The sequence below is a fragment of the Asinibacterium sp. OR53 genome (assembly GCF_000515315.1).
Lineage (GTDB): Bacteria > Bacteroidota > Bacteroidia > Chitinophagales > Chitinophagaceae > Sediminibacterium.
The window spans coordinates 3,021,169-3,034,143 of record NZ_KI911562.1 but is presented as its reverse complement, the minus strand read 5'-3'; the positions used below and the strand labels follow the sequence as shown (position 1 = coordinate 3,034,143).

Genomic DNA, 12,975 nt, shown 5'->3' with positions numbered 1-12,975 from the left:
TATTTTTGTGAGAAAGTTATTCGTTATGAGGAGGACTTGTATTCGTGAAAATGCCAATCCGGAGCAGATCAATGATTGCAGGGAAAAGATAGCTGACAATGAAAGATCATTTTCGCAACTATCTGGTATCTTGTCATTGGCCGGAAACGACGTCCGGCTGAAGATCTTATACCTGCTGGAAGAAGAAAAAGAACTTTGCCCCTGTGACCTCAGTGATATCCTTGGCATGAGCATACCAGCTATTTCGCAGCACCTGCGCAAAATGAAAGATGGTAATATCATCGAATCGCGTAAAGAGGGTCAAACGATTTTCTATTCCCTTAAAACGGAGCACCTGAAATTGTTGAGGCCGTTCTTTAAGATCATCAACCAGTTGAATGCAAAAGCAGCGGCAATATGAGCAACGAAAAAAACAATAAGATACTGCTTGGTTCCGGACTGGTGCTGGCGCTGACATCATCGTTATGCTGTATTGTTCCTGCACTGGCCATTATAAGCGGTACCGGCAGCGCTGTTGCCGCATTTAGCTGGGCTGCACCGCTCAGGCCTTACTTGTTAGGGGCAACGGTATTGATCCTGGGGTTTGCTTTTTACCAGGCGTATAAACCAAAAGCGAAAGACGAATGTGCATGCGAAACAAAGCGCAGCTTTTTGCAATCAAAATCTTTTCTTTGGATCGTTGCGGCGGTCTCCCTTTTGCTGTCAGCCTTTCCCTATTATGCAAAATATTTGCAACCTCAAATCCCGCAGCAACAGGCAGCGAATCATTTGCCCAACCAGCAGCAGGCTGTATTACACTTACAGGGCATGGACTGTGAAGCCTGCGAGGGACATGTGAACAACGCTTTGCTGAAAAAGAAAGGTGTGCAACAGGTTCACACCTCTTATCCCCAGGGCACTGTAACCATCCAATTCGATAGCACGAGTATATCGTTGCAACAACTGGCTGGCGTCATCGAAAATGAAACAGGCTATAAAGTAATATCTCCATCCCCCGGCAAATAACAGCCGGGAACAAAATCTCATAGTATGTCAAATACTGCGGTACAATTGCAATCTATCATTACTTGTCCCCACTGCGGACATCAAAAAGAAGAAACCATGCCCACCGATGCATGCCAGTATTTCTATGTATGCGAAAACTGCCACCAGCGCCTGCAACCCAAGGCGGGCGACTGCTGTGTGTATTGCAGCTACGGGTCGGTTAAATGCCCGCCTGTTCAACAGGGAACCTGCCATTGCTGAAGAAGCAGTTTCCCCTATAAATAGAAGAATCCTGGTTGAAAATCAGAAAAGCTGCTGCAACTTACAGTCCATTCGGATAATAAGTGTATTATTAACAGTTGTATGCAAAAAATAACCATATTTCTCCTGCTTTGCCTGGCCCTGGCCAACCCTTCCATTGCACAAACGATTCCGGCTTATAAGAACGCCCGCCTTCCCATAGAAGTGCGGGTAAAAGACTTGCTGAAGCGCATGACACCGGAAGAAAAATTCTGGCAACTGTTCATGATACCGGGCGACCTGGGTAATGATCCTTCAAAATATAAGAATGGCATTTTTGGTTTCCAGGTAAATACCGTGCAACAGCAGCATGGTGCCGCCGCACAACTGTTGAATTATCAATCCGGACAAACCGCGCAACAAACCCTTCAAAAGATCAACAGCATACAAAAGTATTTTGTAGAACAAACAAGACTGGGCATTCCCATCATTGCTTTCGATGAAGCATTGCATGGCCTCATCCGCGATGAAGCCACTGCTTTTCCCCAGGCGATTGCCCTGGCAGCTACCTGGGATACCACATTAATGAACAAAGTAGCTGCTGCCATTGCCAATGAAACAAAATCGAGAGGCATTCGTCATATTCTTTCACCGGTGGTAAACCTGGCCACCGATGCGCGCTGGGGAAGGGTGGAAGAGACTTATGGAGAAGATCCGGTACTCTCGGCAGCCATGGGTGTGGCTTTTGTAAAAGCATTTGAACAAAGAGGGATCATCACCAATCCCAAACATTTTGCGGTGAACCATGGCGAAGGTGGTCGGGATAGTTACCCGATCCATTACAATGAACGGTTGCTCGAAGAAACTTATTTTGTCCCCTTCAAAGCGGTGATACAAAAGGGCGGCGCCAGGAGTATCATGACAGCATACAATTCACTGGACGGTTCGCCTTGTTCTGCCAATGACTGGTTGCTGAATAAAAAACTCAGGAAAGACTGGGGGTTCAAAGGATTCGTGTTGTCCGATGCAGGAGCCACCGGTGGCGCCAATGTATTACATTTTACGGCAGCAGATTATGCAGAAGCCGGCAAGCAGGCTATTGAGAACGGATTGGATGTGATCTTTCAGACTGCGTATGAACACCATCAATTGTTCGAAAAACATTTTCTCGATAAGAGCATGAGACCAGGCGCCATTGATAGCGCCGTAGCCAGGGTATTAAGGGCAAAATTCGAACTGGGTCTTTTTGAAAAACCTTATGTAGATGCATCGATGCTGGAGCAGTGGAGCATCCAACAACACCGGGAACTGGCCAAAGAAGCAGCCATCCGTTCAATGGTGCTGCTGAAGAACGATCACCAGGTATTGCCTTTTACCACATCCCTCAAAAAAATTGCGGTGCTTGGTACAGACGCTGTCGAAGCGCGGCTGGGTGGTTACAGCGGTCCCGGTATTCATAAGCAATCCATCCTGGCAGGTATACAAGAAAGAGCCGGAAATAATTGGCAGGTAGTGTACGCACCCGGACCTGGAAGGCAACATCAAACCTGGACGGTCGTTCCGGATAGTTGTTTATTCACCATGCAAAATGGAAAAAGGGTGCCAGGATTATCTGCAGCTTATTTCAACAATATTACGCTGCAAGGAACGCCGGTACTATCAAGGGTGGATGCGGCCATCAATTTTCAGTGGACTTTGTTTTCTCCCGATCCCGCAAAGATCAATTATGATTTTTTCTCGGCAAGATGGACGGGGAAGATCCAATCTCCTGTAACGGGTAATGTTGATATTGGTATCGACGGTAACGATGGCTACCGTTTGTTTATCAACGACCAACTCATCATCGATAATTGGCAAAAACAGAGCTATGCTACGAAGCTGGCCAATTTTCATTTTGAAAAAGAAAAAGCTTACGATATCAGGGTAGAATATTTTGAACCGGCGGGTAATGCACGGTTCCACCTCATTTGGAATGCAGGTGTGCAAGACAGCAGCGAATACAAGATACAGCAAGCAGTGAATGCAGCAGCCGGCGCTGATATAGCGGTAGTGGTTGCTGGTATTGAAGAAGGAGAGTTCAGGGACAGGGCTTCACTGGCGTTGCCGGGCTTGCAGGATGAAATGTTACAGCGTGTAGCTGCTTCGGGTAAACGGGTTGTGGTATTGCTGGTAGGCGGCAGCGCTGTTACGATGCGCAACTGGCTGGATAAAGTGAATGGTGTGCTGGATGTATGGTATCCGGGCGAAGCAGGCGGAGATGCAGTGGCGGCTATTTTATTCGGAGACCGGTCGCCTTCAGGTAAACTGCCCATTACATTCCCTGTATCGGAAGCGCAACTACCGCTGGTTTATAACCACAAACCTACCGGCCGCGGCGACGATTATAACAACCTTACCGGAATGCCGCTGTTTCCGTTTGGATTCGGGTTGAGTTACACAAGTTTTACCTATTCGGATCTCCGGTTGGCGAAACATGTGATCAAAACAGGAGAAACATTGTCGCTCAGCTTTAAACTGAAAAACACAGGTAATTATAAATCTGATGAAGTGGTGCAATTATACCTGCACGATGAACTGGCATCCGTGGCAAGGCCTGTGAAAGAACTGAAAGCGTTTCAACGGGTAAGCCTTGACAAGGGAGAAGAAAAAGAAATTCGTTTCAACATTACACCCGATATGCTCACCATGTTGAACGTAAACATGAAAGAAGTAATTGAACCTGGGCAATTCCGGATCATGATTGGTTGTTCCAGTTCAGACATACGATTGCGTGAAATATTTGAAGTGAAATAAAAGTGATTAATTTAGCCCCTTCCAAAATCGACGATATCACCCCTAAATAAAAAGAAGAATGAACCGGTTATTAGGATTGATTGTTACAATGGCTTTGTTTGGATGCGTTTCATTTGTGTCGGTTGCACAAAACCATCCTCCCATCGTACGCATGGGTAATGCGAATACGCAGTCTTTCGATGCTGACTGGTTATTTAACCGGTTTGGATTACAGCCCGACGGAACAAGAAAAGATGAACCGGCTGCTGTGGAAGCAACTGCTTATAATGATCATGCCTGGCAGAAGCTGGACCTTCCGCACGATTGGGCCATTACAGGTCCGTTTCGCATAGAGTTGGCAGGTGAGACTGGTAAATTACCGTGGAAGGGGATCGGATGGTACCGCAAACATTTTGTAGTGCCGGCCGCAGATGCAGGTAAAAAAATATTTATCGATTTTGACGGCGCAATGGCCTATGCACAGATTTGGCTGAACGGAAAATATGTGGGCACCTGGCCTTATGGATACAGTTCATTCAGGATGGACCTGAGTCCCTTTATCATTGCTGGTAAAGAAAATGTAATTGCCGTTCGTCTGGATACAGAAAAATGGGATTCACGCTGGTACCCGGGTGCCGGCATTTATCGTCATGTATGGCTGGTAAAAACCAATGAGGTGCATATTGCCCATTGGGGCACAACTGTTACCACGCCTGTGGTTAAAGACAATGAAGCGGTGGTTGATCTGAAAATCAAAGTCAACAACGAAAGCCATCAGCCGGTGAAAGCGGTGGTAAATACCGATCTGTTCGAATTGGATCAGCACAATCGTCCTGTAAAAAAAGTAGCAACAACCCATCCTGTTATTATCACTATTCATGCAGGTGGTGAAGCACTGTCATCATCGCAGGCCACTGTATCGAATCCCAAACAATGGAGCCTCGAAACGCCACATCGTTACCAGGCGCAAACAACTATCAAAATAAACAACAAGATCGTAGACAGTTACAATACAGCGTTTGGCATACGCACCATCAGTTTTACTGCACGCAATGGTTTTTTATTGAACGGAAAGCGGGTTGATATAAAAGGAACTTGTAACCACCACGACCTGGGTGCCTTAGGAGCAGCCATCAATACCAGCGCACTGAAAAGACAACTGACAATCTTGAAAGAAATGGGATGTAATGCATTGCGCACCTCTCATAACCCTCCCGCGCCGGAATTGTTGGAACTGGCCGATCAGATGGGCTTCCTCGTTTGGGATGAAGCTTTTGATACATGGAAGAGAGGGAAGAAAAAGAACGACTATAACCAATTGTTCGATGCCTGGCATGAAAGAGATTTGCAAGCCATGGTGCGCAGGGATAAGAACCATCCTTCCGTAATCATCTGGTCAATCGGCAATGAAGTACCGGATCAGCGCAATGTATCGATGACCCAAATGCTGACCGATATTGTGCACAAAGAAGATCCTACACGCCCCGTGTCTAACGGTTATAACGATCCGAATGGCGGAAGGGAATCAGGTGCTGCAATGGCAATGGATATTATGGGGGTTAATTATAATTTCGGTAAACAGGCTCAATGGGATGTAGATCCACGCTATGCCGATAAACCTACCATCGGAAGTGAAACATCCAGTTGTGTTAGTTCACGCGGGGAATATTTTTTTGGAAAGAACGCGAACTATCAAAACTGGCAGGTGACATCTTACGACCTGGCCAGGCCGGGATGGGGTTGTATACCGGATGTGCAATTCAGAACCAATGCCCAATATCCTCACTTATTGGGTGAATTTGTCTGGACAGGATTCGATTACCTGGGAGAGCCCACACCTTATGGCTCTGATGAAACCAACCTCCTGAATTTTCGCAATGACCCCACACAACAGGAAGCATTAAGACAAAAGCTCGAAGAGCTGAAGAAAAAGAATCCGCCTTCCCGCAGCAGTTATTTTGGCATTATTGACCTCTGCGGGTTTCCCAAAGACAGGTATTATCTCTACCAGGCTCATTGGCGGCCTGAATTGCCCATGGCGCATATCCTTCCTCACTGGAACTGGAAAGAAAGAACAGATTCCATCGTGCCCGTGCATGTATATACTTCAGGAGATGAAGCAGAATTGTTCCTGAATGGCAAAAGCCTGGGTCGTAAAGTGAAAAAAGAAAACCAGGATTTTCGTTTGATATGGGACAGTGTAGTATATGCACCAGGTGAACTCAAAGTGGTTGCTTATAAAAATGGCAAACGTTGGGCTACGGATCTAGTAAAAACTACAGGCGATGCAGCCAGACTTTCCCTGCAATCAGACCATCAGCGTTTATCCAATGATGGAGCCGAACTGGCTTTTATTACGGTAAAAGTGCAGGATGCAGGTGGACTCACTGTTCCCCGCTCTAACCCTGCAGTAACCTTTACTGTAGAAGGCCCCGGCGAAATAATTGCTACCGATAACGGAGACGCCACCAGTTTTGTTTCATTTCAAAGTCATACACGGCCTGCCTATAATGGCATGGCCCTGGTTATTGTAAAAGCCAGGAAAGGACAGCTGGGTACCATCAAAGTAAAAGCTACAAGTCCGGGCCTGGCATCGGCAAATACAGAGATTACAGCATTTCACTAAAATCATCCATCACGCATGAAGCAGCTTATTACAATGGTTTGCCTGTTTGTTTGTATACAGGCAGGGTTTGCTCAAAAAAACATCGACCCTAAAGAAATTCACGACAAGATGCAATGGTTTGGCGATGCCAAGCTGGGCATATTCATTCATGCAGGTATTTATGCAGTCAACGGTATCGACGAATCCTGGAGTTTTCATAATAAAAAGATCAGCTATGCAGATTATATGAAACAACTGCAGGGCTTCACTTTGAAAAAATACGATCCTGCTTACTGGGCCAGCTTAATACAGGAAAGTGGCGCCCGTTATGCGGTCATCACCACCAAACACCACGATGGGGTAGCGATGTACGACACCAAACTGAGCAACCTCAGCATTGTGAAGCAAACGCCTGCTAAAAAAGATATGGTGAAACCTTTCTTCGAAGAATTGCGCAAGCGCAATATCAAATGTGGCGCGTATTATTCACTGATTGACTGGAGTTCTGATAACTATCCCGGCTTCCTGAAAGACAGTTCGAGGTATACGGTATCAAAGGATTATGACCGATGGAACCGCTTCCGCGCTTTTTTCCAGGGACAGATCAAAGAAATATCCGACACGTTCCGTCCCGATCTCTGGTGGTTTGATGGAGATTGGGAACACAGTGCCGAAGAGTGGGAGTCACAAAAAGTAAGGACGATCATTTTATCGGGCAACCCCAAATCTATCATTAATGGAAGGCTTCAAGGGTACGGCGATTATGAAACGCCGGAACAGAATTTTCCCGTTTCACGTCCCGGCTATAACTGGTGGGAGCTATGCATGACCAGTAATGATAACTGGGGTTTTCATCACGACAGTAACTGGAAAACACCCTATGAGGTGATCACTATTTTTGCAGATGTGATATCGAATGGCGGTAACCTGTTGCTCGATATGGGACCAAAAGAAGATGGCACCATTCCGGAAGAACAGATTCATTTGCTGAAAGAGTTGGGTGCATGGAATAAAAAACACGAAGAAGCTATTTTTAATACGGTGGGCGGATTACCGCAAGGACATTTTTATGGACCCTCTACATTGTCCAAAGACTCTACTACTTTGTACCTGTTCCTGCATGGGAAAGTGAATGGCCAGGTGATGATCAAAGGACTCAGCAATAAAATAGAAGAAGTAACCGTATTGGGCAATGGCACTAAGTTGCAGTCTAAAGTGGTAGGAAAGATTTCCTGGAGCCCTGTTCCCGGCCTGGTTTATATCACCGTACCAGATTCAGTTGCAGATAAATATGTAACCGTATTAAAAATAAAATTAGATAAACCACTCAGGTTGTATAAAGGGCATGGGGGATTGAATTAAACAATCTGATAGATCAATTGTGATCGCTGTTGCCGGCAGCTGGATAATTTTTATCCAGCCAGTCTGCTTTGATATTCTTAGGCAGATCGAGCAGCCGTGCATTGTTGAATCCCATTTCTTTTAATGCGGTAAAGGCGGGCCGGATATTCGGACATCTGTCGAACGGACAACAACCGCAATAAATGATCACTTCCGTATCTTTTTTTACCCCTTTTAAATAGTCTTTTAATTTTTGAATGTTGCCCGCTTCATGCGCAGCGCCAATGTTTACTGATCCTTTGATCAGCGCTCCGGGACCAACGCATAAAACAAGCATATCATTGGCCTGGTTGCTGGTGATTTTTTCGGCAAGAAAGGCCGGCGCCATTAACTGGCTGCTTGTCCAGGGTTCGTTGTTTTGTGCTGTTGCGATATTCCCAAACAGGAACAGACCGGTAAGGAGGAAGAAAAACGGGTACTTCATGCTTCTTTTTTACAAAAATAAGAGGCAGAATGCTATTTATAGCCGTCGGTTAATGTTTTCAGAAAGGCAACAATGTCTTTTTCTTCCTGTGCAGTCAGGTGCAGGTTCCCCATTTCCTTGTGGTTAACGGTTGCAGGAAATTCAGCAGCGGGGAAAGGCTCTACATCGCGCTTGTTGTAAAAATGCACCACTTCTTCCAGCGTATTAAAAAAGCCATTGTGAAAATAAGGAGCCGTTATAGCCACGTTGCGAAGGCTTGATACTTTGAAATGACCGTAGAAATCGGCATTGTTCAAGATCTTGCCCAATCCATAATCAAGCGCATTCGCGCCATCCGGGTTGAAAGCCAAAGGAATGGAATAGAAAGGATTGGCCGGATTCTTAGGAACACCAATATTGTCATACGTGAAATCGGTAAACATCACTTTACCTAAATCAGCATCGGGAGTGGAAGGATGACAGGCGGCGCAATTGGCTTTTAAAGGATTGTTGAATAGTTTCAATCCCCGCTCTTCTTCGGGACTCAATTGCGCAACACCTTTCAGGTAGTAATCGAATTTTGAAGTAAAGGGACTGAACACTGAAGACATTTCAAAATTGCCAATGGCATCTGCCATGTTCGCAAAAGCCTGCGGGATATTAGCAGGCTCTCCATATACTTTCTTATACAGCGGAAAATAATCAGCGCCACGCAATTTGGCAATGACCATGGCCGTATCTGTATTATTCATTTCCAGTTTGTTGAGGAACGGCCGCATAGCCTGTTCCTGGAGGGTATTCACACGCCCGTCTAAAAAGAAGCCGCCTACATATACGGAATCAACCGGGTCATAATGAAAAAGAGGTGTAAATGAAGCATAGGTGAGGGAAGGACAGTTGCGGTTGGAAGACAATCCGCTTACTGCTCCTGGTACCGTAATGCCATGATTGGGGTCGCTGAAAGCCGCATTGGGACTGTGACAGCTGGCGCAGGCCTGTCCAACCGGGTTGGAAAGGTTCTTATCGAAAAAGATGGCTTTGCCAAGCTGCACTTTATCAACAGGCACAATGGTGATCTCATTATGATCTTTAGAGCACGCTGTAAAAAATGCAATACCTGTAATGATGCCAACAAGTATGAAAAGAGGCTTTTTGTTCCGCATCCATTACAATTTTACCGCTACACCAATATAAAAACTCCTTCCAATCGCAGGAATGATACCGGGACCAGGATACTCGTCTGTACGGCGGGTAAAATATGCTTTATCGGCCAGGTTATTGATACCTGCTTTTATTGCATAGTTGCAGATCTTATAAGTAGCGCTTACATCAAGCACAGTATAAGCGGGAATGTATCCTGCAATGGGATCGCTGCTGCTCACTACGTTTGATGCATCTCCATAGGCATCGCCGGTACGGTTAAACTGGAAAGTACCGGAGAAACGGGGACTGCTGTAAATAATACCCAGTCGGTTAATTATTTTAGCAGAAGCTTCTACGCGCTTGCCATTGAATTCACCGGAAGTATATTTTGCATCGATGAAAGCGAGCGAGTTAAAAATACTTATACCGTTTTTGGAAGCAGGGTTCAGGTATTTCAGGAGGTTGAATTCTATATAGCTTTCAATACCCTTGTGCACACTGTTGGCAATATTGGTACGATAAGAATATTGATTTCCCTGGTTATCTGTTTTCAATACCACACCAATACGGTTGTTATAAGCCAAATAAAAACCGCTGATGTCGAAATTCAGGAAATTCTTCACCGTACCACGGTATCCCAGGTCGGCATTGAATCCCGATGCATCTTTCAGGTTCGGGTCAATTTTAGAAGTAACCCCAAATGGTTCCAACTGGCTATAATCTATCGGGCGATAAGCCTGGCTGATGTTTCCGTACAGGCTTGTATTGTGTGTGGGTTTGTATTCAAGACCCAATCCGAAAAGCGGAAAATAACGGTTCCGGCTTTGATCGGCCACCATCTTATCCAACCCGTCAACTTTATATCCTTTAGCGGTACTGTGCAGGTATTCAAAACGGAAACCAGGTGTAACGGTAAAGTTATCCGCTACTTTAAAAATATTTTCTACGAAAGGGGCGATGTTGGTAGTGGTAAAATCAAGGTTGTATCCCCAGTCACCATTAATGTGCAGGTCAAAATCACTGCCGGTAGTGCCTTCACCGCCACCTTTCCTGTTGAACCATGCATAACTGTAGCGGAGTCCGCCTGCCAGTACAGATTCATTGTTGCCTAAAGCATAACGGTGAGAGATCCTGAACTCCGTAGTGGTATTGTGCATGTCTTCCGTGCTCACTTCCCGGGGAACAAAAGCATTGGTGGCAGGGTCAATCACATCAAGCGCTTCCGGACCTCCGTCTTCATTCCGCCAAACAAGTGAACGGTTACTGAATAAATAAGATGACTTGAGGCTGATGGTTGTTCTTTCAGACGGGCTATAATCGAGATAAGCCGTTACAATATTCCAGGGACTTTTCAACCAGTTGCGCGCGCGGGTAGAAGTCTTGGGATTGGCCTGGAACATGCTGTCAGTAAGACCTCCCGGCATGTGTACCTGGTTACGCAATAAGGAATATTCTACGCCCACTTTTACTTTGTCGGAAGCGGCGTACTGCACTTTACCAAAGCCGGAGAACTGCCACTGGTCGCTGTTGGCACGGTAGCCTTGCATATTGCGGTATTGAAGGAAGCCATAATAGCTCCATTTCTTATACGTTCCGCCGAATGAGTTGAAAGAATTGAATAGGCCATAGCTGCCAACGGTAAATGAAGTATTGAATTCAGCGGGCTTGTCGGTAGGTGCATTTTTGATAACATAGTTAACGAGGCCCCCGAACTGCGAACCGAACTGCAACGATGCCGCACCGCGCACCATTTCAATACGGTTGACCGCTTCCATGGGGGGCAGGTAATACGCTTCGTTATAACCATAAATATCGGAGCTGATATTATAGCCATTCTGACGGGTATTCATTTCTATGCTTTGCGTGGGGTTGAGGCCGCGGGTGGCAATACCATTGGCCGTAAAACCACTGCTTTCGGTTTCTACAATATTGAGCCCCGGGATCCTTCCCAGGATCTGGCGGGTATTGTTGATGGCCTTATTGGCATCGAGGCTATCGGTAATGATGACTTCATTCTTCTTACCGGCATAGATAATGCCTTCCTTTACATCCATCATGTGGCCTACGCCATTGACAGTGCGGTAACCGGTGATGGTTACGTGCTTCAAGGTCCGGGCGCTGTCCTGCTGCGCAAAACCGGTCAAACCACTCAAAATCAGTAATCCTGTTGTTATGAATCCTTTCATCGTTATCTTTTAACTAAAATTTTGTGCAAAGTTGTTCGAATTCACGGGCCGTCACTATCAAAATCGGGAAAATGGGGTTACGAATCATGGAATTTGTGGGTGCAGGACAGGACATGATGGCCGGTTGTATATGGTAAAATAGATTTGCTTATATGATGCTGATTACGCTTGCCGGAGTATTATTCCATTTTTTAGGCGGTTTCGCCTCAGGTAGTTTTTACATGCCTTTTAAAAAGGTCAAAGGCTGGAGTTGGGAAAGCTTCTGGATCGTGGGAGGAATCTTCTCCTGGACCATCGCCCCGCTCGTGGCGGCCTGGCTTACCATCCCCGGGTTTATGGATATCATCGGGCGGGCGCCCAAGTCGGTGATCGGCTCTACTTACCTGATGGGACTACTTTGGGGTATAGGCGGACTGACATACGGTCTGGGTGTCCGTTACCTGGGCGTGGCATTGGGCAGCTCTATCATTCTCGGGCTTTGTTCGGTTTTCGGCTCCCTGGTTCCATCAATCTATTATTATTTCAACCCGCAACCGGGAAAAGATACCATTGCCGATTTGTTCACACATACCTGGGGACAATGGGTGCTGGCCGGACTGGTACTTTGTATTATTGGCATCATCATCTGCGGCAAAGCAGGCAGTATGAAAGATGAGGAAATGGGGCATGCGAAAACAGATGCTTCCGGTAGTGAATTCAACATCACGCGCGGGTTAACACTGGCCATTATATCGGGTGTGCTCAGCGCCTGTTTCAGCTTTGGCATAGAAGCCGGCAGCAGCATGGCTATTCTGGCCAACCAGTTGTGGAAGACGGCCAACCCTGCCGAAACAGGGGAGTTCCTGTTCCGAAACAATGTGGTATTTGTGGTTATATTGTGGGGTGGGTTGACCACCAACTTCATCTGGTGCATGGTACTCAATGCGCGCAACAAAAGCTTTGGCGATTATACCAATCGTGCAACGCCCTTGCTGAAAAATTATTTGTTGTGCGCACTTGGTGGTGTCACTTGGTTCCTGCAGTTTTTCTTCTATGGTATGGGAGAAAGCAAAATGGGTAATGGCGCCAGCTCCTGGATATTACACATGTCTTTTATCATACTCATAGCCAATATGTGGGGTATCCTCTCGAAAGAATGGAAAGGTACCCATGGGCCTACCAAACGAACCATTGCGATAGGCATCGCTACCATCATCGCTTCGGTATTGGTAGTAGGGTATGGTAATTCAATCAAATAGATG

General features: G+C 46.1%; 10 protein-coding genes. 7 read left to right on the top strand and 3 right to left on the bottom strand.

All coding sequences use genetic code 11. The annotated features are described in order from the left end of the window. Nucleotides 1-25: 25 nt before the first annotated feature. The 6 genes from SEDOR53_RS0113410 to SEDOR53_RS0113385 all read left to right on the top strand — a co-directional run bounded on the left by SEDOR53_RS0113410 (nt 26) and on the right by SEDOR53_RS0113385 (nt 7,963). On the top strand, nt 26-400 hold the full coding sequence (locus SEDOR53_RS0113410; protein WP_026770190.1) for a metalloregulator ArsR/SmtB family transcription factor: 375 nt from the start codon (nt 26-28) through the stop codon (nt 398-400). Beyond that, a complete protein-coding gene (gene merTP, locus SEDOR53_RS0113405; protein ID WP_026770189.1) occupies nt 397-1,005 on the top strand; it encodes a mercuric transport protein MerTP in 609 nt (202 codons plus the stop codon). The genes SEDOR53_RS0113410 and merTP overlap by 4 nt, the downstream gene beginning before the upstream one ends. A 24-nt stretch (nt 1,006-1,029) precedes the next feature. Further along, the gene (locus SEDOR53_RS18910) at nt 1,030-1,245 is read left to right on the top strand and encodes a GDCCVxC domain-containing (seleno)protein (protein WP_084220433.1); all 216 of its coding nucleotides are present in this window, start codon (nt 1,030-1,032) and stop codon (nt 1,243-1,245) included. 102 nt (nt 1,246-1,347) lie between these two features. Continuing rightward, nucleotides 1,348-4,017: a glycoside hydrolase family 3 protein gene (locus SEDOR53_RS0113395; RefSeq protein ID WP_037361307.1), complete on the top strand. Its 2,670-nt coding sequence runs from the start codon at nt 1,348-1,350 to the stop codon at nt 4,015-4,017. A gap of 58 nt (nt 4,018-4,075) precedes the next feature. Next, a complete protein-coding gene (gene galB, locus SEDOR53_RS0113390) occupies nt 4,076-6,622 on the top strand; it encodes a beta-galactosidase GalB (RefSeq protein ID WP_026770186.1) in 2,547 nt (848 codons plus the stop codon). A 15-nt stretch (nt 6,623-6,637) separates the two neighbouring features. Beyond that, on the top strand, nt 6,638-7,963 hold the full coding sequence (locus SEDOR53_RS0113385; RefSeq protein WP_026770185.1) for an alpha-L-fucosidase: 1,326 nt from the start codon (nt 6,638-6,640) through the stop codon (nt 7,961-7,963). A 13-nt stretch (nt 7,964-7,976) separates the two neighbouring features. Here the strand turns inward: SEDOR53_RS0113385 and SEDOR53_RS0113380 are convergent, their stop codons facing one another. Genes SEDOR53_RS0113380 through SEDOR53_RS18015 form a run of 3 tightly spaced genes read right to left on the bottom strand, consistent with a single transcriptional unit; the run spans nt 7,977 to nt 11,734 of the window. Further along, on the bottom strand, nt 7,977-8,426 hold the full coding sequence (locus SEDOR53_RS0113380; RefSeq protein ID WP_026770184.1) for a rhodanese-like domain-containing protein: 450 nt from the start codon (nt 8,424-8,426) through the stop codon (nt 7,977-7,979). Between the two features lie 32 nt (nt 8,427-8,458). Further along, nucleotides 8,459-9,568, bottom strand: coding sequence for a cytochrome-c peroxidase (locus SEDOR53_RS0113375; protein WP_026770183.1), 1,110 nt, complete (start codon nt 9,566-9,568; stop codon nt 8,459-8,461). 3 nt (nt 9,569-9,571) lie between these two features. Continuing rightward, nucleotides 9,572-11,734 (bottom strand): TonB-dependent receptor domain-containing protein, encoded by a 2,163-nt coding sequence (locus SEDOR53_RS18015; RefSeq protein ID WP_051416650.1) that lies wholly within the window; start codon nt 11,732-11,734, stop codon nt 9,572-9,574. 152 nt (nt 11,735-11,886) lie between these two features. Between SEDOR53_RS18015 and rhaT the strand changes: the two genes are divergently transcribed. Next, nucleotides 11,887-12,972, top strand: a complete 1,086-nt coding sequence (rhaT, locus tag SEDOR53_RS0113365; RefSeq protein WP_232214777.1) for an L-rhamnose/proton symporter RhaT — start codon at nt 11,887-11,889, stop codon at nt 12,970-12,972. Nucleotides 12,973-12,975 lie beyond the last annotated feature (3 nt).